Source organism: bacterium, assembly GCA_035307765.1.
In the GTDB taxonomy this organism is placed as follows: Bacteria; Sysuimicrobiota; Sysuimicrobiia; order Sysuimicrobiales; family Segetimicrobiaceae; genus Segetimicrobium.
Window position 1 is genome coordinate 1 of record DATGHU010000035.1, and the last position, 23,717, is coordinate 23,717.

The window sequence follows — 23,717 nt, forward strand, 5'->3', positions numbered from 1 at the left end:
TGGAGGATGCCGGCCAGTACAAGCATGGCGGGCGCGTCAATCAGGTCGAACCGGTATCCCGTCTGACTGTGCTTCCCGCCGTGCGAGCTAACCTCAATCTCGGTAACGTCAGGGCTGACGCCCTTCATCACGTTCCCCTCACTGTATCGTGGTAGAGTGTCGGGACCGCCCCAATCACCCTGACTTTCAGGATGCGGTGGACCGGGTAGTGCTCGAACTCGGTCTTCCCGGCGTGGCCATAGCCCTGGGTCGCGATAGCGTAGGCATGTTCCCGGGCCTTGGCCGCATCACTCACCCCGTACTGGAACACCCTACCATCGTCCAGGTAGACTGCTATGGTAACGGTCTTCACTCTCCACCCCCAATAGAAGAGATATGCAAGGGATTAGCGGACACACCGCCAGCCCGTATGTATCAAGAGCTAGCGGGGTGATGACCCGGCTCATAACCGGCGGACCCAGGTTCAAGTCCTGGCGGGCCCACCAAGGAAAATGAGAAGTTCCGCCTGAAGCCCTCCCAGAGGAACCCCGGTTTGACGTTAGCAATCCGAGTTACCCCCGACTGACTTCACTACCGCGTGGACGCTCGAGCGGCACGCCGCGCAGCCGGTGTTTCTCTGTATTCCAACGGTGGAGTTCCTAACCGTGGCGGGTCTAAACCTCCCTGTTTTGGGTATTGGGGAAGGAGGAGACAGCTTCTCCCGAGAGGAGAAGGTTGAGGGGCATCTCGCCCCTTTTTTCATGAACCACAATCACTTGATCGACTCCACACCCCACGCACGGCTCCCACACTGGCCCGCGGGCTCCCCCTGGACCGGGGAACTCCATCTTAGTTCAAGCGTGATGCTCGGCGGTATCGTCGCGCTTGCCGCCGCGCTGCGGTTCACCTTAATCGGTCAACACAGCCTGTGGTTTGATGAGGCGTTCGTCGTGTGGGTGACCCGCCTCAGGTGGCAGGAAATCCTACCGGCCCTCAGAGGGATGGACAACCATCCCCCGCTCTATTATCTGCTGATGAAAGGCTGGGTGAGCATTGCCGGCAGGGACGAGGTGGCCCTGCGGGTTCCCTCAGCCTGCTTCAGCACCCTCTGCGTCCCCCTGACCTACGCGCTGATGCGCAGGACCTCCCGGGAATGGGTGAGCCTCTTGGGCGCTTTCTTAGTGAGCGTCTCACCGTTAGGGATCATGACGGGCCAGGAAGCCAGGATGTACCCGCTGCTGAGTGCGCTTGCCCTCGGATCGACGCTCGCCGTCGCCGCGTGTGCGGAGCGCGGAAGAGCAGCCGACTGGATCGTCTATGTTGGGCTCGCGACGGCGATGATCTATACACATCACCTGGGCCTCTTCGTGCTCGCGGCGCACGGAGCCTGGATCATCTTGTACGAACGGCGACACGTCGTGCCGTGGCTGTGGAGCCTGGCGGTGGTGGTCGTTCTATACACTCCCTGGATTCCCGCACTTTGGGACCAAACCCATCACGTCAACACCCAGCTGTTTGGCTCGATGACGTATCGGGAGCCCGGCGACCTCCTCGGGCTGTTTGCGTTTGGAGGATCGCTCTTCGGCATGGGCACGTACTTCTCGAGCGGCCCACTCAAACCGATCGAGCAGCTCATTGTGCTCCTGCCGTTCCTGGTGACGTTGTGGCGGGGGGTGGTTTCGCTCCGCACTGACCGCAGCGGTTTGGCGCTCCTTGGACTTCCTCCCGCCGTTACCATCGGTGTGGTGCTCGTGATCTCCCTCGTGAAACCCGCCTTCAATCCGCGCTGGTTCTCTTTTTTGGCCCCGTTCTACGCGATGTTCCTTGCCCGAGGTATTGTCGACGTGGCGGAGGGTCTTCGGGGTCAGCGCGACCGGAGCGTGGCGCTCTTGACGGCAGGGGTCCTCCTGTACAGCATGCCGGTGTTGACGCCGTACTACGCGAATCCCGCTGCTCGGCCTTATCAATGGCGTTCGGCGGCGGCGCTCGTGAAACGTCAGGCGAGACCCCAGGATCTCCTCCTCTACGTGGGGGTGGAGCCCAAGGTCGTCTTCACCTACTATCTCCAAGATCCGCCTCCCTCGCTCACCTTGGCGGCGGCGCCAGGGAGCCCCGGGAACCCCAGCCTCACCGTCCAGCAGGTACGGATGCTCGCGGGGCGATTCCCGCGCGTCTGGCTGGTCGTGACCAACCCGTTCACTCCGGTGAGCCCGTTCGTCCACGAACAGCTCCTTCCGGCGCTCGATCGTGGCTACCGCATGATTGGAGGCCGCGACTTCGATGGGATTTGGATCTACCTCCTTGAGGCGAGACCGCGCTAGGTCAGTGCCATTTCGAAGCCTGCCATGGATGCAACAGGGAGGCTAGCCCGAAGGCGCGTGGGCTATCGCAAAGTAAACACGAAGCGGTTGGGCTCGTGCCGTGAGTGGTCCAGGCTCCTGCTCCGCCGCGCCCCGCCAGCGCTCAGAGATCCCGGACTTCGGCCGAAGGCAGGTTAGTCGTGCAGGACGATGTTTACGAGTGAGCCGTGAATTCGCAACTTCCCGTTATACTCAATGAAGCCCATCTTTCTGAATCTGTTCATAAAAAAGCTCACGCGTGCCCGCGTTGTGCCGATCATCGCGGCGAGCGTCTCCTGACTGATATGCGGAACCACCGTCTCCGACTCGTCGCCCTCCGCGCCAATGCGGGAGAGCAGGATGAGAATCCGCGCCAGCCGCTTCTCGCTTGAATTGAAGAGTTGATCGACCAGATCCTCTTCAATGCGGATGTTGCGGGACAACAGATGCGTCATGAAGATGTCCGAAAACACCGGCTGTTGATGCAGCAAGCGAACCATGGCCTTCTTCTCGACTCTCTCGACAGAGCCGTCGGCGATCGCGGTGGCCGTCGCCATGCGAACGCGTTGGCCGGCCAGCGACCCCTCACCGAAGAAGTCGCCCTGACTCAACATCCCGACGACCGCTTCCCTTCCGGACGTCGACAACACCGTCAGCTTGATCTTGCCCTTATGCACATAGAACACGGCATCAGCCGGATCACCTTGCGAGAACAGGGTTTTCTTCGCCCGAAACGCGATCGTGGTTCGCCCGGCCTCGACCTTTTCAAGAAAAGCCCCGGGCTTGAATTGATGGGAGTTCGTCTTCGAGGAGGATCTCTTCATTTTCATGGCTGGTCTCGGCGTTCGCCCCTCCCACCGCCTGGGCGTGCCCGGGCGATATGCACATCCCTATTATACACGATGGATTGTCCGGATCCCACGGCACGTGGTCCGGCTCGCCGGCTCGCCCGACGCGCACATCAGGGCGCCATGATCAGCGCCTCCCGGAGAATCGCGGAGAGGGCTGCCCTGATCCTCCGCTCCCTTGACTGTTTCCGCCGTCGCAATTTCCCGGACGGTTTCAGCCTCTTTATTCTTCGCACCCGCTTCACGCCGCGCCTCCATCATCCATGTTCGTCATGTCCCGCCAGGCCACGGCCGACCACGAACCACTCAGACCCTACCGGTTCGGCCGGCCTGATCTGCGCCCTTCATCTGCGCCATCAGGGCCGCGATCCGGTCTTGCGACGCAGCGGCGGCCCCGAACGCAAGGCCGCCGCCGTTGCTGGAAGGTATCGAGGCGCGCGGCGAGCCGCGCGCCGTTAAGAAATTCTGATCGTCATTCAATTCCACCAACCTGGCATCCTCGGTCATGATCGACAAACCCCTCAGCGTCCTTGTCGCTTCCCGTGCTATGCCGCCGCGTTCCGTCTTCCAAAGACCAACCGCATCAGCCAAAGGACCACGACGGCCCCCACAAAGGCGACGACGATCGAGCCGATGTTCACTCCCGTGGCTCCGGGGTGCCCGAAGTAGTTGAAGATCCATCCCCCGACGAGGGCGCCGATGACACCGATCACCAGATCTCCGAGAACGCCACCAGGCCCCTCCCCCGGAATCACCTTCTTCGCCAACCAGCCGGCGATGATCCCGACGATAATCCATGCCAGAATGCTCATCTCCTATCTCCCTTCTCCCAAAAGAAGCGGATATGAAACCACCGTGGTGACGATTTCCGCACGCACGATCCCAACCTGTCTCGCGACCTGTGGCGACGGTGCCCGCGCCGGCTCCATGCGTTCATGGCCCGGACATCCTGGTCGGTGAGGGTCGGCCAGAACCCTCGGATATTGGGTGGCTCCGTGGATTCGTGCTCCGTCGCCATGCCCGGTGCATCCTTTTATGACTCCCCTGGGGAAACCGCCCTTCCCCTGCCCGGCTCCACCGTCCCCCCCAGGCCGGCGTCGGGGCCGTCACGCTGTGGACCCCGCCGCCGCCTGAACCCTGGACGCCTTCGCTGGACTCTGGGGCACCTTTCCGCCCTACTGGTTCACAACCCGTCCGGCTTCCGTATACGTGAGCCACTGCCCGGTTTGCTGGTGGCTCAGATACCGGAGGTACCCGGGCAGGGACATGAAGTTCGTCTCCGCGGTGAATGGGGTAAGGTTCCGCACGTTCGGATACTGCTGTGCCGACGCGACACCCGCCACCGCTGCCGAGAACACCGCCACGCCAAGGACGATGACCGCTAGCTTCCGCATTGTGTTCATTTGTTCTCCCCCCTCGAGATTCTTCTGGTTCATCTCTGCGACACACCCAGCGTACCAGCCCCAGGGGGTCCCGTCTGTGCAAAACTGCTCACCCCTGCTCACGTGAAGACAGTGGGGGGCGCCACGTGTCGGCGGGCACGAAGGTGGAAATCACATCGGCCAGCCTCGATCCAAGGCGAAGGAACTCGAAATTGCCCGCACCCGACTATTCCGGGTTCGAACCCCCGCGGGCTCACGGCCAAAACAACGGTCTCCGGAGATCGCCCGCGACCACCCCCACTGAGGACACGGGCAAGCGTGAATGGGCCGGTGGCGCGCGTCATGGATGTGCGTTGCCGCCTGGGAAGACCCATCCACCGCTCCCGACTATTCTCCCCAGAAAAGGCACCTGCCAACGCCTACCACGGGAGTGGGGGCACAGGGGGTTCAGGTGTGTAGTGCATCCCGGCCTTGAAAATGTGCCGGACCTGTCGTGTCGCACTAATGTTCACAAGAGGATTGCCCTCGAGCAGGACGACATCCGCTTCCTTGCCCGGGGACAGGGTGCCCAGGCTGTCGGACCAACCCATCAGCTGGGCGCAGCTGACCGTCGCTGCCCGGAGCGTCTGCTCCGGCGTGAGCCCGATCTGCACCATCAACTCGAGTTCCAACGCCAGGTCGTGATGAAACACCCGCGGCGCACCGGTGTCTGTCCCGGTCGCGAATTTCACCCCCGCCTGCACCGCGCGCATGAAGTATTCCATCTTGCGGTCCCACACACGGTACGCACTCGCCACGAGCGTCGGAGCGAGCCCGATCTCGCCCCCCTCCCGGGACAGCTTCCAGTACGCCGCAAATGTCGGGACGATCCACACGTCGTGTTTGAGTAAGAGCTCGATGACGTCATCGGGCATCTCGGTCGCGTGCTCGATCGACTGCACGCCCGCCTTGACCGCCGCCCGGGTGACCCCCGCGGGGTGCGAGTGCACGGCCACCCACTTCCCGGCCCGGTGGGCCTCCTCGACCCCTGCCGCCAATTCCTCCGCCGTGTATTCCATCCGGAACGGGTCCTCCGTGGCCTGCATCACCCCACCGCTGGCGATCAGCTTGATCCCGTCGGCCCCCGCCGCCACCTGGGCCCGGACCGCCTCCCGCAGCGCCGCAGGGCCATCGACTTCTTCGCTCAACCCGCTCCCGTGGCCGCCGCTGTGGCCGAGCCATCGACCCGCCGCCTGCATTCGGGGGCCTGGAATCAGCCCAAGGTTGATGGCCTTCTTGAGCTGCAGATCGATGTGGGCGTGCGCCCCGACCTCCCGCCACATGGTGATGCCGGCATGGAGGGCGTTCCGCGCAAACGCCGCCGCCTGGATCGCCTTCAGCGTGTGGGGTTGGGCGGTCACCGGCCCGACGTCCATCGTGTGCATGTACCCGCTGAAATGCCCGTGCATCTGCCCCATCCCGGGGATGGCGGTCAACCCCCGCGCGTCGATCACCTCGTCCCCGCCGATCGCGACGGGCGACCGGAGGATGGCGTGCACCTTCGTGCCTTCGATTTGAATCGCCCCCTGCTCGATCACAGGGCCGTCCATCGGGATGATGCGGCAACCGTTGATCGTGATCACGGACTCCTCCTCGAGATCGTTATCCGGCACCCGCGCGTGGATCCAGCGCGTCCCGCAGCCAGTCTCCGATCAGGTTGGTCGCCAGCACCGTCAGCATGATCGCCGACCCGGGAAAGGTGGACAACCACCACGCCACCGACAGCGCCTGCGCGCCGTCGCTGAGCATCCCCCCCCAGCTCGGAATGTTCGCCGGGATCCCGAGCCCGAGAAAGGTCAGTGCCGCCTCCGCGGTGATCATGCCGCCGAGGGAAAAACTCGCGATCGTCAGGACCGAGGGAAGCACATTCGGCACGACGTGATGGAAGATGATGCGCCGGTCCGCCGCGCCGAGGGCCCTGGCCGCATCGATGTACTCCTGCTGGCGAATCCCCAGGACTCGGCTCCGCGTCACCCGCGCATACCCCACCCAGCCGGAGATCGCCAGCACCGCGATCAGGTTCCGCACCCCCGCCCCCAGGACGGCGACGATGGCCAGGCTGAGGAGGATCGACGGGAAGGCCAGTTGGACGTCGGTCACGCGCATCAGCAGGTCGTCCCAAAGGCGGCCGAAGTAGCCGCTCAGCACGCCGACGGAGGTCCCGAACGCCGCCGAAAGCGCGACGGCGCTGAACCCGACAAGCAACGAGATCCGGGACCCGAAGATCACGCGGCTCAGGAGGTCCCGGCCGAGTTGGTCGGTCCCCAGCCAAAAGCGGTGTCCGGTGCTCACCGCCATCGGCGGGAGGAGGCGGTGGGCGATATCCTGCGCGTCCGGGTCCATCGGCACGAGATGGGGAGCCCACCCCGCCACCAGTCCGGCGCCCACCAGCACGGCGGTGCCGATCCAGACCCCGGGATCCCGCCGCGCGGCGCGCCAGGCCGGCCACCACGAACGCCGCCGGGGGTGCCCCGCCTGAAGCGCGCCGCCGGCCGTCATCAACTGTAGCGGATCCGCGGGTCGAGCCACGCGTACAACAGATCGGTGAGGAGCGTGGCCAGCACGAAGATCGTGGCCGCGAACAACACCGCGGCCTGGACGACGGGGATGTCGCGGGCGAAGATCGCCTGGACGGCCAAACGCCCCATCCCCGGCCAGGCGAACACCGTCTCGGTTACCACCGCCCCCCCCAAGAGCGTCCCGAGCTCCAAGCCGATCCAGGTGACGATGGGCAGGCTGGCGTTCCGGAGTGCGTGCTTGCCGACCACCGTGAATTCCCGCAGTCCTTTCGCGCGGGCGGTCCGCAGATAGTCTTCCGAGATGATCTCGAGCATGGCCGATCGGGTGAGCCGCAGGATCCCGGCGGCGGAGAAGACACCGAGCACGACGGCCGGCAGGGCGAGGTGGCGGAGGCCGCCGATGCCGCCCGTCGGCAACCAGCGGAGCACGACCCCGAACAGCAGGATCGCCTGGAGGCCCAGCCAGAACGTCGGCATCGACTGACCGATCATGGAGACCAAGAGGGCCCCGCGATCAATGATGGTCCGGCGGCGGAGCGCGGCGGCGATGCCCAGTGGCACCGCCACCCCGACCGCGATCGCCAGCGCGGCAGAGGCGAGCTCGGCCGTCGCCGGCACGCGGTCCAGCACGAGGGGGAGCGCGGGGGTATCCTGCCTGACCGAGAGGCCGAAATCCCCCCCCAGCGCGGCGCGGACAAACGTCAGGTACTGGACCGGCAGGGGCCGGTCCAGACCGAGCGCGTGCCGCATCGCGATCACCTGAGCCTGGCTCGCCTGAAACGGCAGCAGCAGCACCACCGGGTCGCCGATCACGTGGGTCAAGGCAAAGGCGGTCGCGGAGATCCCCACGAGCACGAACACCGCCTGGACCAGCCGGCGTGCCATGTACCGCTGCATCAGCGCGCCCCGCCCCCGGGGCAGCGGGGTCTTACTTCAGCGTCGCCTTGGCCAGCCACAACGTCTCATCCGCCCGCGGGGTCCAGTTCAGCCGGGCGTTGACGCCGTAGATGCCCTTTTGTGTGTACATGAAAATGATCGGGGCCGCGTCGTAGACCAGCGGCTGGATCTCCCGGTAGAGCGCTCCCCGGCGGTCGGGGTCGAGCGTCGCCTTGGCCTTCAGGTAGATGGCCTGGATCCCCTGGTTGCAGTACCAGGAGTCCCACACCCCGCACGAGACGTTCTCCAGCGCGTCGGCCGCGTCCAGCGCCGCCGACCCCGAGCCGATCAGGAAGATGGGGCCGAGCTGGTGCTTGAAGTACATGTTCACAAAATTGCCCCATTCGTAGTACTTGAGGTCGGCATTCACCCCCACCGCCTTCAGGTATCCCACCACCGCCTGTGACACCTGGGCGTCCGCGAGATAGCGTCCCCGGGGCGACTGGAACACGATGTCGAACCCATTGGGGAACCCCGCTTCGGCCAGGAGGGCCTTGGCCTTTCCGGGATCATAGGCGTACGGGCGGAGCCGCGGGTTGAACCCGAGGTAGGCGGCCGGGACGAGCGTCGACTCCACGGTGCCGAACCCCCCCAGAATGTTCTTGACGATCGCATCCTTATCCACGGCGTAGTTGAGCGCCTGGCGCACCCGCTTGTCGCGCAGCGGCCCGGTCCCGGTGTCCAGCATGATGTTGATCGAGCGGGTGCCGGTCGTCACCTCGGCCTTGAGGCGGGGGTCGTTCGCGACGCTGGCAACCAGATCGGGCGCAAAATCGGTGATGATGTCCGCCTCGCCGCTCCGAAACGCCGCCACGCGCGCGGCCGGGTCGGGAATCAGCCGGAAGACGAGCGACCCAATGCTGGGGGCGCCGCCCCAGTAGTCGGGATTTGCCACGAGGGTCACGCGGTCGTCCTTCACCCACGACTGGAATCGATACGGCCCGGTCCCCACGGGGTGCGTCGCGACGTAACTCGCGCCTCGCGCCTGGTAGTAGCGGGAGGGAGCGATCCCCAGCAGCATCAAGTTGGGGAGCAGGAGCGGCATCGGGGCAGCGGTCATCACCCGGACCGTGTAGGGATCCACCACCCGCACATCCTTCACGCCGTCCACCAGGTAGTTCGATGGTGAGTCCTTGAGCAGCGCGCGATCGATCGTGAATTTCACCGCCGCCGCGTCGAACGGCTCGCCGTTGTGGAACTTCACGCCCTTGCGCAGGGTGAACTCCCACGTCGTCGGGTCGACGATCTTGTAGCCGGTCGCCAGCATGGGAATGATCCGGCCGGCGTCGTTCCGCATGAAGAGCGGGTCATAAATGTGCAGGGTGACGTTGTACCCTGTGCGGGAGATCTCCTGAAAAGGATCCAGCGTCGCCGGTTCCGCGCCCTGCGCCACCGTCACCGTCCCACCGGCGGCATCCGTCGGCGCCGGCAGCGGCGCGACCACCGCCCCCGCCAACGCGAACACCAGCAGTGCCGAGAGCATCGATATCCGGGCCAGGTTCATCTCTCCTCCTCCATTCGTGTGGGGTCGTCTGTACCTCAGTCGCCCGCAGGGAGCACTCGGATTGGCGGCACGCCGAGCTCACGCAGCGCATCGCTAAACATCGTGCACCCGCCCGCCTTGACCGTCTCCAGCCGGGCGAGCTGCACGTCGGTCTGCGCCCGCAGTTCCGCAAAGACCTCACGCATCTGACGGGTCGGCGCGGCGTCGGCCATGTTCGTCAGGTCGGCGACGGTGGCCAGCTTGTTGTTCAACCGGACGGGAAAGTGGAACGTATCCTCAAAGGCCTGCGCCCGCCACTGAATCAGCTCGTCTTCGATGCTCTCCAGCTCGGAGCTCAGCTCCTTGGCCGCGCCGGCCAACGCCCCGCTCCCGCTCAGGCCCTCCGCCCGGGACACCCATTGCTGGATCTGGGCCCGGAGATCGCGGACGCTGAGAACCGCGGCGTGCACGTCCGTGAGCGTGTCGCGGACCTTGAGCAGGAACGTAAACTGTTCCTTGAGTTCCTCCTCCGTCGCCGTCCCCCGCGGATCCTTCCGGATCTCGAAGGGTCGCGTGACGACCCGGGTGCCTACGCTCAGCCGCGCCTGGTAGGTCCCCGGCGGGACGACCGGTCCGCCGAGGAACCCAAACCACATCGCCGCGTCCGCCACCTCGCGGGCGCCGGGAAGACGCATGTTCCAGACAAATCGATTCGCCCCCCGCTCGGCCGGCACCGCAGCCGCCTGGTCGTCTCCGGTCACCGCGTAGACCGCGCCGGACCGCTGCGGTGGAGCCACCCCCTGGCTCGAGAACTCTCGGAGCGCCCGTCCTCCCGCGTCGAGGAAGGCGAGCTTCACCTCCTGCGCCGGCTTTTCGCTGAAATAGTAGTGAACCACCACGCCGCCCGGTGGATTTTGGCCGGCGTCCAGCAGCACTCCCGACCCATCGGCCGTTTCCTGCGCCGTGACCCCCAGCCCCCCTGCCCTCCGGTAGACCCGGGCCCCCCCCTTCCGGAACGAGAGCGGGTGGCCATTCAGCCGGGTGGCAGCGCGCGGCCGGAACAGGTGCAGGTCGGCCCGCGCCACCTCGTCGGTGAGCTGCCGCAGCGGCGATACGTCGTCCAGTATCCAGAACGACCGCCCGTGCGTCGCCGCCACGAGATCATCATCCTTCACCACCAGGTCGTGGACCGGAACGACGGGGAGGTTGTTCTGAAGCGGGTGCCAGTGCGCGCCGTCATCGAGCGTGAAGTACACGCCGCGCTCCGTGCCGGCGTAGAGCAGGCCGCGGCGCGCCGGGTCCTCGCGGATCGCCCGGGTGACGAGGTCGTCCGGGATGCCCCCGACAATTACACGCCAGGTCCCCCCGTAGTCGTGGGTCTTCAACAGGTAGGGGTGCAGGTCGTCGAGCTTATACCGCGTCGCCGCAACGTACGCCGTCCCCGGATCGTGCGGGGACGGCTCGATCACGCTGATCAGCGCCCACTCCGGAAGCGACGCGGGGGTGACGTTCTGCCACGTCGCCCCGCCGTCCCGCGAGCAGTGAATCAGGCCGTCGTCCGACCCCGCCCAGAGGACGCCGGGCTGCACGGGCGATTCCCCGAAGGCGAAGATGGTACAGTAGTACTCCGTGCCCACGTTGTCCCGGGTCACCGGCCCACCCGATGGGGCCAGTTTACTCCGATCGTTGCGCGTCAGGTCCGGGCTGACCACGTCCCAGCTCGCGCCTTCGTTGGTCGTCCGGAAGACCCGGTTGCCGGTCACGTAGAGGAGATGCGGGTCATGTGGTGAGAGCACGATTGGGAACGTCCACTGAAAGCGATACTTCAAACTCTCCGCCCCATACCCCGCCGGGTTCTCGGGCCAGACCGTGATATCGCGAACCTCGCCGTTCCGGTGATCATATCGGGTCAGCATGCCCTCGAACACACCGCCGTACACGATGTCCGGATCGTCGGGCCGGACGGCGATGTAGCCGGATTCACTCGCGCCGACGTCGTAGTAGGTGCTCGAGGTAATGGCCCCGTCGCCGGACCAACTCGGGATCGAGATCGTGCTGTTGTCCTGCTGGGCGCCGTAGATCCGGTAGGGAACGCGGCTGTCCGTCGTGACGTGGTACATTTCGGCCGTCGGCTGATTGTAGATCGTCGACCATGAATCCCCGCCGTTGAGAGAGATGCTCGCGCCGCCGTCGCTGCCGTTGATCATCCGCTGAGGATCCCGCGGGTCGATCCACAGGTCGTGGTGATCGCCGTGCGGCAGGGACTTCCTGGCAAAGGTGCGCCCGCCGTCCACAGATTTCCAGAGGTCCAGGTTTGCGATGTAGACCGTCTCGGCGTCCATCGGGTCGGCGAAGATGTGGCTGAAATAGAATGGTCGCTGGCGTGGTTCCCGGTCGCTGTTCACGCACACCCAGGTCGCCCCTCCGTCGTCGGAGCGGAAGATGCCGCCTTCCTCCGCCTCCACGATGGCCCAGACCCGCTCCGGCCGCGCCGGGGACACCGCCACGCCGATCCGGCCGCGAATCCCGCGGGGCAGCACGGGGGTATCGGTCAGTTCGGTCCAGGTCTCTCCCCCGTCAGCCGTCTTGAACAGGCCGCTGGCCGGCCCCCCGCTGGACAGCGCCCACGGAGTCCTGCCGGCCTCCCACAGCGCGGCGTAGAGGATCCGGGGGTTGGTCGCATCCATGCTCAGATCGCACGCGCCGGCCCGATCGTGCCGGAAGAGGATGCGCTGCCACTGCCGTCCGCCGTCCGTCGACCGGAATACGCCGCGCTCGGGGTTGGGGCCGTAGACGTGGCCGAACGCGGCCACGTAGACGAGGTCGTGGTCGCGGGGGTGAACGCGAATCCGGGCGATGTGCCGGGTGTCCGCCAGTCCCACGTGCTGCCAGGTTTTCCCCCCATCGCTCGACCGGTACACCCCGTCACCGTGCGCGACGTTGCCCCGGATGCACGACTCCCCCATCCCCACGTAGAGCACGTTGGGGTCGGACGGCGAGATGGCGAGGGCGCCGACCGACGCGGTCCTCAGGAACCCGTCGGAGATGTTCCGCCAGGTCCACCCGGCATCGTCGGTCCGCCAGACGCCTCCGCCGGTGGATCCGAAGTAGAAGACCTGCGCGCGCTCCGGATCCCCCGCGACCGCGATGACGCGGCCCCCGCGGAACGGACCAACCAGCCGCCACCGAAGTGATGTGGTGAGACCCGTGGGATCGTACGCACCGCCGTCGCTCATGACATCTCTCCTCCCCGCACTCCGATCGGGTGCTTGCTCACGGTGCCCCGCGCCCCCTCCCCGGCGGATTCGCCGGGACGCCATCGGGGGATGGCGCGCGCGCTTACCGGAGACGCGGATCCAGGTAGTCGCGAAGCCAGTCCCCCACCAGATTCACGCCCAGCACGGTCATCAGAATCGCCAGCCCGGGAAACGTGGTCAGCCACCACGCGTCCGTCATGTATTCGCGGGAGTCGGCCAGCATCGCACCCCAGGTGGGGGTCGCCGCGCCCACCCCCAGGCCGAGAAAACTCAGCCCGGCCTCGGACAGAATCGTGCCGGCCACCGAGAACGTGGCGACGACGATCGCGGACCCGACGACGTTCGGCAGGGCATGAGAGAGCAAGATCCGCATGACGGGAGCCCCCATCGCGCGCGCCGCCTGGACAAACTCATGCTCCCGGACGGAGAGCACCTCGGAACGGACGACGCGCGCATAGGTCACCCAACTCGTGAGCCCGAGCACCCCGATGATGTTCCCGAGGCCGGGCCCCAGGACAGCCATCACCGCGAGCGCCAGCAGGATGAATGGAAAGGCGAGCTGCACATCGCCCACCCGCATGATCACGCGATCCATCCATCCACCGTAGTAGCCGCTCACCAACCCGATGATCGTCCCGAGGGTGCCGCCGATCGTCACGGCCGTCAGGCCCACGAGCAGCGAGATCCGGGCGCCGACCAGCAGCCGGCTCAAGATATCCCGCCCCAGCGGATCCGTCCCGAGCCAGTACCGGATCCCGTCGCGAACGACCAGCGGCGACAGCAGCCGATTCTGCACGCGGACGAGGGTCGGCGATTGGGGAGCCAGCCAGGGGGCGGCAAGGGCCGTCCCGACGATGAACGCGAGCAGGAGGGCGCCGACGATGGCACCGGGGGAGCGGCGGAAATTGCGGAAGAGGCGCGCCGCCATGCCTCACCCATATCGGATGCGTGGGTCAAGGTATCCGTAGGCCAGATCGACGCAGAGGTTCAAGATGACGAACACCGATGCGACGACGACAACCGCCGCCTGAACGATCGGAAAGTCTTTCTGGTAGATGGCGTTCACGATCAGCCGGCCCACCCCCGGCCACGCAAACACCGTCTCGGTGATGATCGCGCCCCCGAGCAGCACGCCGAAATCCAATCCGACCAAGGTCACGATCGGCAAGAGCGCGTTTCGCAGGGCGTGATGGTAGACGACGGTCAGGGATGATACCCCTTTCGCCCGCGCGGTCCGGATGAAATCATGGCCGAGCGCATCGAGCATCGAGGCGCGCACCACCCGGGCATTCCGCCCCATCGAGTACATGGCGAGGGTGATCCCCGGGAGGACCAGGTGCGTGACCCCGCCGCGGCCGGAGACCGGAAACCAGCGCAGCTCGACGCCGAAGACAAGAATCAGCAGCAGGCCGAGCCAAAATCCGGGAGTGGACTGGCCGAGCAGCCCCCCGACCATGCTCGCGGTGTCGATCCACGTCCGGCGATGTGTGGCCGCCGCGACGCCGAGTGGAAGCGACACCACAACCGACAGCAGCATCGCCACCGCCGCCAACTCCAGCGTGGCGGGCATCCGCTCCAGGACGAGCGGCAGCGCCGGTATTTGACTGCGCAACGAGACCCCAAAATCGCCCCGCACGGCGTGGCGGAAGAACTCGCCGTATTGGACCCACCACGGGCGGTCGAACCCCATCTGGTGGCGGAACTCGGCGATCTGCTGGCGCGTGTAGTTCTCTGGGATCATCAGATAGGTCGGATCCCCCGACAGGAAGAGAATCGCAAACGAGAGAAAACTGACCCCGACCAGCACGGTCAGCGATTCCGTCAACCGGCGGGCTACAAACGCTCCCACCAGCTATCCTTCGGCCACCGGCGCCCCGAGTCCGAACAACAGCTGCCCCTTCCTCGCCGCCATGCTCGTGTTGAAAAAAAGCACCTCGGCGTCGACCGGGGCGACGATCTCCTGGATGGAGCGCCCCCACAGATCGCGCAGGCGCCCAATCACCTGCTTCGCCCGCACCCGCTCGCGCAGGTCCACCGTCCACGCAAAGAGCCCGTCCCGTTCGGCCAGGACCAGCACGAATTCGACCAGCCGCAGGGGGGGCCCCGGGGTGGCGCCGGCGACCATCCCCAGATGGGCCAGGGCCCGGCGCAGACCATCGAGATGGGCCGCGACATCCTCCGCCTTCGCCTGGTCTTCCCCCCCCGCCTCGGCCACGATCGCCGGGATCCCCCGCGCCGCCGCCGCCGCCTGCATGTAGCCGGGCACGGGGCGGCGCAGCACGTCCTTCGACCGACGGACCGCGATCGGAAACCCATAACTTGCGGCCAGCGCGTGCGATTTGGCGTCCAGCGCCGGATCGTCGGTCTGCTGGTAGATGGTGAACGGGGTGAGCCGTTCCATCAGGTCGCCGCCGTGCAGGTCGATCAGCGCATCGCAGCGGGAGAAGATCTCGTCAAACAGGTACGCGGCCATCACCTCCGTCACCGTGCCGTCACGGCGGCCCGGGAAGACCCGGCTGGGATTCTTGCCGTCCAGCGGCACGACGGCGGCCACGCGCTCCCAGAACGCGGGCTGGTTCAAGACCGGAAAGACGAGTACGTGACCATGCACGCGGTTCGGTTCGAGCTCGTCGGCGAGACGCAACGCCGCCTCAATCCCGGCATACTCTGACCCGTGCATCCCGGCCGTGATGCACAGCGTCGGACCGTCCGCGGTTCCGCGGACCGAGATATAGGGCCAGGAAAGTCCGGCCAGCGCGGGGTGCTCAAAGGCGAGCGTGGAACACGTCTTGCTCCCCGGCCGCCCGAGGCCCTCGGGCATCATTTCGTATTCACCGACGCTCCCTCCAGCATGATGAGTTCATCCCGGCGCGGCTCCCAATTGATCCGCTTGCTCACGCCGTAGTAGTCGATTTGTTTGTAGAGGTAAATGATCGGGGGGTCATCGTGAGCGATCTGCTGCAGTTTGTACAGGGTCTGCGTTCGCTGATTGGGATCGACCGCCAGGTTCAGGCTCCCGTACAGCTTCTCAAAGTCGGCGTTATTCCAAAACGTGGGGTTGTACCCGTAGTCCTTCTCCAGATAGCGGATCTCGTCCTGACCGTCAAACGAAGAGCCGAGCCCCAACAGGTACATGTCGGCGGGGTTCACATCGTCGAACATCTTTTTGGCGTACACCGGCCAGGCCAGCGGGTTCACCTTCACCTGGACGCCGACGGCCTGCAGATACGATCCCACCGCTTCGGCGATCTCCTTGTCGCGGATGTAGCGGCCGACCGGCGTGTCGAGCGTCACGCTGAGCGGTTGCCCGTCTTTCACCAACACCCCGTTCTCCAGCTTCCATCCCGCGTCCGACAACAGCGCCCTGGCCTTGTTGGCATCGTAGGGGTACGGCTTGACCGCAGGGTTCGCGTAGGCGTTCACGACGGTCGCCATGCGCTGGCCCTTGCCGTTCAGCAGCGATCGCAAGATGGTGTCCACATCGACCGCGTAATTCATCGCCTGGCGGACGCGTAGATCCTTGAAGACCGCGCGGTCCGTCCGCATCCCGATGAAGATATCGCGGCCGCCCTCCACCGTCTTCACGGTCGCCAGCGGGGACCCGTTGATGCGATTGACCTGGTCGGGCGGAACGTTGACGATGATATCGGCGCCTCCGGAGAGCAGATCGGCGATCCGCGTCCCGGCCTCGGGCACCGGCCGGAAGATCACCGTCTGAAGCTTCGGCTTCGCCCCCCAGTAGTTCGGGTTGATGGTGACCGTCGCATGGTCGTCGTGCACCCACTCCTTGAACATATACGGCCCGGTCCCGATGGGGCGCAACGCCGCCTGCGCCGGGGTCACGGTGCTGTAATACTTCGGGGCCACCATGTAGAAATTCACCAGCCACTCCAGCATCAGGGGCGCCGGCTTCTTCGTCACGATGTTCACCGTATAGTCGTCCACCGCATCGACCCGATCAACCTCAAAGAACCCCTTGAGAAAGCTCGGGGCTTTGATCGCCGGATCGTAGAGGCGATTGATGGTGTACTTGACGGCCTGAGCGTTGAACGGCTCGCTGTCGTGGAAGCGGATGCCTTTGCGCAGCTTAAACTGCCAAACGGTGGGGCTCAGAATCTTCCAGCTCTCCGCCAGGCGCGGGCTGTAGTGCATCTGGCTGTCGCGCGTGACCAGCGTCTCGAACATGGTCAGCATGATGTTGTCGCTGAACCGGGCCTGCGTAAACAGCGGGTCCATGCTTTCCGTATCCACCCCTTGATCGACAACCACTTGTGATCCAGTCTGGCCGCTCGACCGTTGGACCCCAAGGACGCCGACGGCGAGCACCATCACCAGCACAACCGCGAATCTCCGCAGCATCGCTGCACCTCCCCGCTTACTCGACGGCCATCGATCAGCGAACATTGCGACCTGCAAGGGTCACGGCGGATACCCCGTAGGGGCGCCGACGACATCCGAGGATTCCAGCAACCGCGCTTCGATGCGTTCGCCGTTCTCCTCCAGATAGGCGAGCAGTTGATCCCACCGGGCATGCTCCAACAGGTGCACGATTCTCGTGTGATGCGCCACGACGGCGGGGAGCGAAGGATAGACACGGCTCGCGTAATCCCTGACCAGGAGGTAGCTTTGAAACTTCAAACCCTGCCAGAAGCGTTGCAGGCGGCGATGGGCCGTATGCTGGAAGAGTGTATCGGTGAATTGCAGATCAGCGCGAGCGACGCCAAGGATATCACCCTGCTCCGCTGCCGTCCGCATCGCCCGCAGGGCATCTCGAAGAGCTGCCAGTAACGCTTCGGACATTCGGCGGGTCACCAGCCGAAACGCCAATCGTTCGGTGATCACCATCAGGCTGTAGATTTCGTAGGCGTCCTGCGGCGTGAGTGCCGTCACGCGGGCTCCTCGGTGGGGAGTGAGGACCAGGAGACCCAGTTCGGCGAGTTCATGAAACGCTTCCCTGATCGGACCGCGGCTCACATCGAGGTCCCGGGCGATGTTTGCCTCAATCACCCGGTCGCCGGGGGCGAATTGCCCGTCGAGGACGGCCTGGACCAAGGACTCGCGGACTCCATCAGCGAGCGAGTGCCGCGACAATTTAAGGGCAGGGGAAGGACGGCTTCCATCCATGGAAACCACCACCGCTCGGCCAAAATCTTGCAGCACGGCTCGAGGCCTCAACCCTATCGCATCACAGAATCGTATGATTGTCAACAATTAACAATCTACCGATGACGGCGGGACAAACCGGTGCACCATCTATGCGGCAGCCTTGGTCGATCGCACGGACGTCGCAGCGATCGTGTCTACCCTACCCTAGGCAGCGCAGCCCAATGCCACCTGATCGCCCACGTGAGGCGCACGGTCATGCGGCCTCCGGCTGGGGGATCGATGATGAGCGGACCATGCGCAAGTGGGGGAGCACGGAGGCCCGCGTCCACCCGGAATCGCGCTTCAGGCCGGCCCAACGGGCCGCCTCGGCACAAGCAGGACGGACACCATGACCTGGACGGCCTCTCCCTTCTGGTTATAGGTGGTGTGGCGGGTCTTGAGGACGCCGCGATCGGGCCGGGAAGTGGAAGGCCGCGTTTCAAGCACCTCGCTTTCCACGCGAAGGAGATCGTCGGGACGGACGGGCTTGAGCCACCGCAGTTCGTCCACCCCCACCCCCAGGATGCCGCCAGCGGGTTTGAATTCGCTGTCGACGATGAGCCGCATCGTCATCGCCGCCGTGTGCCAGCCGCTGGCGGCCAAACCCCGAAACACCGTGGTCTTTGCGGTTTCCGCATTGAGGTGAAACGGCTGCGGGTCGAACATTCGGGCGAATGTCATGATCGCCTCTGCGGTCACGGCATAGGTCCCGGAACCGAACTGCTGCCCGACCTGAAAATCCTCGAGATAGCCGTCACCGAGCCGATGCTCACTCCCGGTCATCGGGCGAATCCTCGTTCAGGCCCCAGTGGCGGCGCGATGTTCGCACGGCCATTGGCTCCCGGCCCGAATCGTTTCCGTGCCACTCGAACGCCCCCTCCCGCGCCCAGTGCTGCGTGTTGCTGGGCGGTCAGATGTCTCTCCCCTCTCCTGTGCCGGCGGAGGCGGTCAGAACAACCCACGATCGCCCAGGGCCGAGCGTCGGATTTGGCCCGGCTTCTTTTCGGGCCTGATCCCCTTCAGCGCGGCGTGACGCAACCCATCCTTCCGCCGCTGCCGGTATTCGACGTCGACCACAAGGCTCGGCCGCACCCAGTGCGGCGGGAGGTCCGTGCGGAGTTCTCCGAAATGATCGCGCAACACCGGAGGGGGAGCGAAGGGACAGGTCTTTCGGTGGGTCCCCTGGAGGTCGTGCAGGATGGCCAGGCGCATCTCGTGCGACAGGCCCGTCCCCACCATCCCGGCGTACGCGAGCTTCCCTCGGCGGTCGTATTGTCCGACGATCAGCGTGCTGAGGCGGGCGGGGCCGCTGGCCAGGTACCCCCCGACCACAAATTCCTCGCGGCGCCGGATCGGGACCTTGAGCCAGTCGGGGCTGCGGTAGCCGGGCCGGTAGACGCTCCCCTTCCGCTTCATCACGACGCCTTCCAACCCCATCGAGGCGCAGGCCTTCATCAGCCTGGCGCCCTGCGCGGCGGGGAACCCTTCGGTGAGCCTCACGGCGTCGGACTGACCGACCCGCAGCAACTCCGCCAGAATCCTCCCTCGCTCCTCGAATGGACGGTTGTGCAATGCGTGCCCGTTCACGTACAGGCAATCAAACACCATGTAGCACAGGTGACCGAGGGCGCTCCCCTCCCGCGCCCGGAGCCGCCGCTGGAGCGCCTCGAAGTCCGGCCGGCCCGTGTCCGTGATGGCGATGACCTCTCCGTCCAGCAGGACCGAGGTCGGGAAACCGCGCAGCGCATCGGCGACCGGTGCGAAGAGGGTCGTCAGGGAGTGCCCGTTGCGCGAGAGGAGCCGGACCGAGCCATCCTTGACGGCCGCGAGGACCCGGAACCCGTCCCACTTCGGCTCGTAGGACCACTCCGGAGACGAGAATACGGCGGGGACCGTCTGGAGGAGCATCGGCGCCGGTCGACGCGGGAAGGGTGCATCTCCGCGCTGGTCCAAGCCCAGGCGGGCGAGCGTACGCGTGACGAGGTGAGCCCACATGAGGATCCGCTGGTATTGTATCGGAAACGCAGGTCCGCGCGGGGCCGGAACCGGAGGAGGGTCGCCCCGGAAGGTGGCGCGCGGGGGGAGGGGGAAACGATCCAGCGCAGAACGGCAGCGCGCCGTGACGAACCCTCAGAAAGGAGCGGCGACATGGCGACGACGAAGGAGCCCGACCTCGAGGAATTTTTCGTTGAGAGTGCTGACCTTCGCGCGTTTATCCGAGAAGTCGGGGAGGTCATCCACCGTTCCGGATCACCCGCTGAGGCGCTCGCAAAGATTCGGGGCCCGTTCGCCCGTCTGCTGGCCGACCGCGAGTGGCTCCCGCTGCAATATCGGCGCCCCGCGGAGCGGAGCGGAATGGGCGGGGGAATCGGGACATGGCTGATCTACCGCTCGGCTGACCGCGCCCTCTCCCTCTCCAGCCTGGTGGTCGTTCCGGGGGCGGTGACGCCGGTCCACGATCACCTGGCGTGGGGACTGGTCGGGCTGTACGAAGGGGAACAGGAAGAGCGGGTGTACCGGCAGCTCCGGAGCGCCGGCGCGGAGCACTGCGAGCTGGAACTCGCAAAGATCAACCAATTGCGCGTGGGGGACTTCTACGAACTGTTGCCCCCGGAAAACGACATCCACAGCGTGAAGACCACATCGGAGGTCACCTCGGTCTCGCTGCACCTCCTGGGGAGGGATATCGGCTGCGTGTGGCGCCATTCGTACGATCCCGACCAGCGCACGATGAGCGCCTTCCGCTCCGGGTATACGAATGCCCCGTGTCAGGAGGAGGCGGCGCGCCAAGCCGGAACCCCGAAACGCGATTGAAGGCCCCCTTCAACCGCTCAACGCCCGGCGTCGCGGGGAATCGACTGGATGGCGGTGTGATCATTCGCTGAAGGAAGCCACCCACCGCGTTCGCGCATCACACCGACCGCGCCCAAATTGTGAAGACGCTCCCCTCCAAGTCTCGGTTCGCCTTCACAAGACATTCACCACTTCTTCGAGAGACCGTCAACGCCCTTTCAAAACTCTCCGGTACTCTATAAACACACGAGTGTTCACGACCCCCCGTCGCGGCTGTAGGGGGGAAGGAGCCGCTCCAAGGAGGGGACGGCTCCATCGAGACGGCATCGGGGAAACGAGGGAGGCGCAAGATGAGAAAATTCGTGGCAGTAACGCTCGGCATGCTCATGACGACCCTGACGCTGTCCGGCATCGGCCGGGCGCAGGGCGTCACCACAGTCCAGGGAACGATACAGGCGGTGGATTGCCAGACCAACGCCCTGGTGTTGAATGCCCCCGACGGGACGCACGTGTTTCCCTCGGGTCCCTATACCACGGCGTTCGTGAACTCCACGCCGGTGAACTTCTGCGCGCTCCAGCAGTACGCCGGCAGCAGCGCGACCGTCTCGATCATCCCCAACGGGAGCCAGTGGCTGGCGGAGCGAGTCGATGTCTACGTCGCGGCCGCTCCTGCTCCGGCCTACCCCGCCCCCACCGCGTACGCCGGTCCGTCGTTGGCGGGCATCGTCTTGGGGACCATTGTCGTCGCCGGGCTCGTCTACCTGCTGGTCCGCGGGCACGACGGCCGGGTCTACCGCTATCCCTACCGGGGCGGATACCGTCAGGGCGATCGGTTCTACGGCGATCCCGGTAATGGCTACTATCGGAACGATCGATCGCCATCCTATCAACCCTATGGTGGACCGCGCGGGGGTCCCGCATACCGGTATGGCCCGTCCCAGCGCTGCGAAAACATCTACCAGCGGTGGTGCAATCGGGATGCTGGAAACAGCAACCGCTAAAACCGAACCGACATCGCGGGTGACGGGCGTGTGGTGATGGGGAGGAGCGGGCTTCGCGCCCGCTCCTCCCGCGCATGATCCGGTAACCACCCGAAGGGGCGACCCCCCGGTGCCGGCGGGGGTCGCCGCGGATGAGTCAGGCGATGGCGGCGAACAGCCTGGCGGCGACCATGACCCCGATCACCCACGTCACTACCGCGCAGATCACCCCGGCCGCGTAAAGCCCGAGTCGGGAGCGAGCGCACCCCGTCAGCGCGCACACGACGAGGCCGGAGGACACGATCGGCAGGCCGAGGGTCAACGCGTAGAGAAGCATCGCGCGCGGCGCCGTGTATCCGTATCCATAGGTAGCGGCGAGGGCGTTCCCCGCCGCTGCGCTGGCGGCGGCCGCGCCGAAGACCAGGATCAGGCCGACGCTGAGCCCGGTGATCCGCCACAGGCGGATGGGGCCCCCGGTCCGGGTTGCCCACAGGGCGAGGGCGGGAAAGAGGGCGATACTCGCCACTTGCAAAATGAGATGGATCAACGTCACACCCGCGGGCATCATCGCCGCGGCGAGTCAAGAGACGTGGGATGCCACCCGATACTGTCGATGATCCACCCCCCTCTTCCCGACCCCAATGACGGGGGAGATGGCCACCAAGAACGACATCTGGGTTTGGGCCGGTGTGTCGTTGGATCACCGCAACCAGGCGGCAGGGATGGGAATGACCCATCAGCGCCGCGACCCTCGGACGACTCCACAGTCGCCCCCGCTGATCCTCTCTCGGCACGACGAGGCAGGTGCGCAGAGTTAGGCACGGTTGACGTCACGGCCCTGCCGCCACGACGCATTTACCCGGCTCGTACCCGAACATAAACATCAGCGACGCGGGGCAAGCCGCGTCGCGGAAACACAGGCACACTGCCCGGGCTTGAGTGATATACTCCCGCGACGACGCGCCCCCGGTTCCGGGAATATCCGCGGTCGCTGTTCACTTTTTGAAGGGGTCCTACCGAAGCGCTCCGGGGATGCTGGAGGCCATCTGGGCATGCAATCGCCGTTGCCGCCTGGTTTCGCCCACCAAGTGCAGGGCAGCCCTAAGGGGCAAATGAACGAGTGATCGCCTGCGCGGCGTCGTTCAGGTAGTGCACCACGGGTGCGCCAAGCCGGGTATAGAACACCGCAACTACAATGACCACGAAGATCAGGAACCTCATCCTTCCCGCCCCCTTTCCCTCTGAAGAATGCCCCAGAACTCCTCCGCGGATGACACGACTGGCGTTCTGACCGGACCCTCGAACCTATGATCTTCTATCTTCCCGACCGAGGAGGGCCCGGGGCGCGCCCCAAGGACGGCATAAACGATAGACGAACACAATTTCGCGGCCGTACCGCTCGCAGGGAACTCGAACAAATCCGTCGCGGGAGCATCGAGAACAAGGCCGGCGAGCAGTGTGTTCGGCAGGACTTCGCCATGCGGGCTGGTACAGGTTCCGTACACCTCAGGCCGGCGGGTGATGCCTCTCCAGATAATCGCCCGAGGGAGGAGCCGGCGACGCACATGACAGGAGCGTGGAAGGATGCCCACGAGGAAGCGCGGGAGCCTCAGGATCAGCTACACAAAGAGTGCCACCCCCAGCGGGATCGCAGCTGTCGATTCCATCAGGATCAACGGCAGAAGCCGGGGGCAATTGCGGCCGGGCACGATCCTTACGCCTGAGGATCAGTCAAGGTTTTGCGTCCGCACCAATGGGATCCACAAGGAGTTGATCGAGTGGCATTGGAGGCCCCTCAGCGGGAAAGGCGACCGCCTGGTGGCGGTCGTCGAAGTGTGTAACTACGGTCGTTCGCCGATCATCGCGTGCCTGGCCCGCGATGAAGCGGTGATCCGGCGCTAGAGCCGAACCCGGCCGAGTGTGATTCCCGGTCGCCGGGAGCCTGCGCGGTCGCTCACGGCTCCGTCTCCGCCACTGCCCGATAGTCGACCCGAACCAGGTACAGCCCCTGCGGCGG

The 23,717-nt window shown here is 65.6% G+C and carries 22 protein-coding genes; 4 read left to right on the forward strand and 18 right to left on the reverse strand.

Annotation, left to right across the window (positions count from 1 at the left end; all coding sequences use genetic code 11):
* Window positions 1-127: 127 nt before the first annotated feature.
* A complete protein-coding gene (locus tag VKV57_12810; protein ID HLW60788.1) occupies window positions 128-352 on the reverse strand; it encodes a hypothetical protein in 225 nt (74 codons plus the stop codon).
* Between the two features lie 490 nt (window positions 353-842).
* On the opposite strand from VKV57_12810, the gene VKV57_12815 reads away from it, so the two are divergent.
* Entirely contained in the window at window positions 843-2,300 is a 1,458-nt protein-coding gene (locus VKV57_12815) for a glycosyltransferase family 39 protein (protein HLW60789.1), read from the forward strand.
* Window positions 2,301-2,473: 173 nt separating this feature from the next.
* On the opposite strand, the gene VKV57_12820 is transcribed toward VKV57_12815, so the two are convergent.
* The 16 genes from VKV57_12820 to ligD form a co-directional block, all read right to left on the reverse strand.
* Window positions 2,474-3,148, reverse strand: a complete 675-nt coding sequence (locus VKV57_12820; GenBank protein HLW60790.1) for a Crp/Fnr family transcriptional regulator — start codon at window positions 3,146-3,148, stop codon at window positions 2,474-2,476.
* A 324-nt stretch (window positions 3,149-3,472) separates the two neighbouring features.
* The gene (locus VKV57_12825; protein HLW60791.1) at window positions 3,473-3,682 is read right to left on the reverse strand and encodes a hypothetical protein; all 210 of its coding nucleotides are present in this window, start codon (window positions 3,680-3,682) and stop codon (window positions 3,473-3,475) included.
* Between the two features lie 29 nt (window positions 3,683-3,711).
* Complete coding sequence (locus VKV57_12830) at window positions 3,712-3,978, reverse strand: GlsB/YeaQ/YmgE family stress response membrane protein (GenBank protein HLW60792.1); 267 nt, start codon at window positions 3,976-3,978, stop codon at window positions 3,712-3,714.
* 363 nt (window positions 3,979-4,341) lie between these two features.
* Window positions 4,342-4,569 (reverse strand): hypothetical protein, encoded by a 228-nt coding sequence (locus VKV57_12835; GenBank protein ID HLW60793.1) that lies wholly within the window; start codon window positions 4,567-4,569, stop codon window positions 4,342-4,344.
* Window positions 4,570-4,967: 398 nt separating this feature from the next.
* Complete coding sequence (locus VKV57_12840; protein HLW60794.1) at window positions 4,968-6,170, reverse strand: amidohydrolase family protein; 1,203 nt, start codon at window positions 6,168-6,170, stop codon at window positions 4,968-4,970.
* Between the two features lie 19 nt (window positions 6,171-6,189).
* Entirely contained in the window at window positions 6,190-7,086 is an 897-nt protein-coding gene (locus VKV57_12845) for an ABC transporter permease (GenBank protein ID HLW60795.1), read from the reverse strand.
* Complete coding sequence (locus VKV57_12850) at window positions 7,086-8,003, reverse strand: ABC transporter permease (protein ID HLW60796.1); 918 nt, start codon at window positions 8,001-8,003, stop codon at window positions 7,086-7,088. Before VKV57_12850 ends, VKV57_12845 begins: the two co-directional genes overlap by 1 nt.
* A 31-nt stretch (window positions 8,004-8,034) precedes the next feature.
* Window positions 8,035-9,546 carry an ABC transporter substrate-binding protein gene (locus VKV57_12855; GenBank protein HLW60797.1) on the reverse strand — a complete coding sequence of 504 codons (1,512 nt, stop codon included), beginning with the start codon at window positions 9,544-9,546 and terminating at the stop codon, window positions 8,035-8,037.
* Between the two features lie 35 nt (window positions 9,547-9,581).
* Window positions 9,582-12,761, reverse strand: coding sequence for a glycosyl hydrolase (locus VKV57_12860; GenBank protein HLW60798.1), 3,180 nt, complete (start codon window positions 12,759-12,761; stop codon window positions 9,582-9,584).
* Window positions 12,762-12,864: 103 nt separating this feature from the next.
* Complete coding sequence (locus VKV57_12865) at window positions 12,865-13,710, reverse strand: ABC transporter permease (GenBank protein ID HLW60799.1); 846 nt, start codon at window positions 13,708-13,710, stop codon at window positions 12,865-12,867.
* Between the two features lie 3 nt (window positions 13,711-13,713).
* Window positions 13,714-14,631, reverse strand: a complete 918-nt coding sequence (locus VKV57_12870; GenBank protein ID HLW60800.1) for an ABC transporter permease — start codon at window positions 14,629-14,631, stop codon at window positions 13,714-13,716.
* A gap of 3 nt (window positions 14,632-14,634) precedes the next feature.
* Window positions 14,635-15,606 carry a M14 family metallopeptidase gene (locus VKV57_12875; protein ID HLW60801.1) on the reverse strand — a complete coding sequence of 324 codons (972 nt, stop codon included), beginning with the start codon at window positions 15,604-15,606 and terminating at the stop codon, window positions 14,635-14,637.
* Window positions 15,603-17,141 carry an ABC transporter substrate-binding protein gene (locus VKV57_12880; GenBank protein HLW60802.1) on the reverse strand — a complete coding sequence of 513 codons (1,539 nt, stop codon included), beginning with the start codon at window positions 17,139-17,141 and terminating at the stop codon, window positions 15,603-15,605. Before VKV57_12880 ends, VKV57_12875 begins: the two co-directional genes overlap by 4 nt.
* 60 nt (window positions 17,142-17,201) lie before the next feature.
* Window positions 17,202-17,906 (reverse strand): GntR family transcriptional regulator, encoded by a 705-nt coding sequence (locus VKV57_12885; GenBank protein ID HLW60803.1) that lies wholly within the window; start codon window positions 17,904-17,906, stop codon window positions 17,202-17,204.
* A gap of 324 nt (window positions 17,907-18,230) precedes the next feature.
* Window positions 18,231-18,710 (reverse strand): MaoC family dehydratase, encoded by a 480-nt coding sequence (locus VKV57_12890; GenBank protein ID HLW60804.1) that lies wholly within the window; start codon window positions 18,708-18,710, stop codon window positions 18,231-18,233.
* Window positions 18,711-18,875: 165 nt separating this feature from the next.
* Complete coding sequence (gene ligD, locus VKV57_12895) at window positions 18,876-19,922, reverse strand: non-homologous end-joining DNA ligase (GenBank protein ID HLW60805.1); 1,047 nt, start codon at window positions 19,920-19,922, stop codon at window positions 18,876-18,878.
* 153 nt (window positions 19,923-20,075) lie between these two features.
* Here ligD and VKV57_12900 point away from each other — a divergent pair, with 153 nt between their 5' ends.
* Together VKV57_12900 and VKV57_12905 are read left to right on the forward strand one after the other, a co-directional pair.
* Window positions 20,076-20,741: a hypothetical protein gene (locus VKV57_12900; protein HLW60806.1), complete on the forward strand. Its 666-nt coding sequence runs from the start codon at window positions 20,076-20,078 to the stop codon at window positions 20,739-20,741.
* Between the two features lie 329 nt (window positions 20,742-21,070).
* Window positions 21,071-21,721, forward strand: a complete 651-nt coding sequence (locus VKV57_12905) for a hypothetical protein (protein ID HLW60807.1) — start codon at window positions 21,071-21,073, stop codon at window positions 21,719-21,721.
* Window positions 21,722-21,857: 136 nt separating this feature from the next.
* On the opposite strand, the gene VKV57_12910 is transcribed toward VKV57_12905, so the two are convergent.
* Complete coding sequence (locus VKV57_12910; GenBank protein HLW60808.1) at window positions 21,858-22,268, reverse strand: hypothetical protein; 411 nt, start codon at window positions 22,266-22,268, stop codon at window positions 21,858-21,860.
* A gap of 1,016 nt (window positions 22,269-23,284) precedes the next feature.
* Here VKV57_12910 and VKV57_12915 point away from each other — a divergent pair.
* Window positions 23,285-23,602 carry a hypothetical protein gene (locus VKV57_12915; protein ID HLW60809.1) on the forward strand — a complete coding sequence of 106 codons (318 nt, stop codon included), beginning with the start codon at window positions 23,285-23,287 and terminating at the stop codon, window positions 23,600-23,602.
* The last annotated feature ends 115 nt before the right edge of the window (window positions 23,603-23,717 follow it).

Coding starts and splice junctions, on each gene's coding strand:
- VKV57_12815 (HLW60789.1), top strand. CDS start 843: ATGCTCGGCGGTATCGTCGCGCTTGCCGCCGCGCTGCGGTTCACCTTA.
- VKV57_12820 (HLW60790.1), bottom strand. CDS start 3,148: ATGAAAATGAAGAGATCCTCCTCGAAGACGAACTCCCATCAATTCAAG.
- VKV57_12830 (HLW60792.1), bottom strand. CDS start 3,978: ATGAGCATTCTGGCATGGATTATCGTCGGGATCATCGCCGGCTGGTTG.
- VKV57_12835 (HLW60793.1), bottom strand. CDS start 4,569: ATGAACACAATGCGGAAGCTAGCGGTCATCGTCCTTGGCGTGGCGGTG.
- VKV57_12845 (HLW60795.1), bottom strand. CDS start 7,086: ATGACGGCCGGCGGCGCGCTTCAGGCGGGGCACCCCCGGCGGCGTTCG.
- VKV57_12850 (HLW60796.1), bottom strand. CDS start 8,003: ATGCAGCGGTACATGGCACGCCGGCTGGTCCAGGCGGTGTTCGTGCTC.
- VKV57_12855 (HLW60797.1), bottom strand. CDS start 9,546: ATGAACCTGGCCCGGATATCGATGCTCTCGGCACTGCTGGTGTTCGCG.
- VKV57_12860 (HLW60798.1), bottom strand. CDS start 12,761: ATGAGCGACGGCGGTGCGTACGATCCCACGGGTCTCACCACATCACTT.
- VKV57_12865 (HLW60799.1), bottom strand. CDS start 13,710: ATGGCGGCGCGCCTCTTCCGCAATTTCCGCCGCTCCCCCGGTGCCATC.
- VKV57_12875 (HLW60801.1), bottom strand. CDS start 15,606: ATGATGCCCGAGGGCCTCGGGCGGCCGGGGAGCAAGACGTGTTCCACG.
- VKV57_12880 (HLW60802.1), bottom strand. CDS start 17,141: ATGCTGCGGAGATTCGCGGTTGTGCTGGTGATGGTGCTCGCCGTCGGC.
- VKV57_12885 (HLW60803.1), bottom strand. CDS start 17,906: ATGGATGGAAGCCGTCCTTCCCCTGCCCTTAAATTGTCGCGGCACTCG.
- VKV57_12890 (HLW60804.1), bottom strand. CDS start 18,710: ATGACCGGGAGTGAGCATCGGCTCGGTGACGGCTATCTCGAGGATTTT.
- ligD (HLW60805.1), bottom strand. CDS start 19,922: ATGTGGGCTCACCTCGTCACGCGTACGCTCGCCCGCCTGGGCTTGGAC.
- VKV57_12900 (HLW60806.1), top strand. CDS start 20,076: ATGGCGACGACGAAGGAGCCCGACCTCGAGGAATTTTTCGTTGAGAGT.
- VKV57_12905 (HLW60807.1), top strand. CDS start 21,071: ATGAGAAAATTCGTGGCAGTAACGCTCGGCATGCTCATGACGACCCTG.
- VKV57_12910 (HLW60808.1), bottom strand. CDS start 22,268: ATGATGCCCGCGGGTGTGACGTTGATCCATCTCATTTTGCAAGTGGCG.
- VKV57_12915 (HLW60809.1), top strand. CDS start 23,285: ATGCCCACGAGGAAGCGCGGGAGCCTCAGGATCAGCTACACAAAGAGT.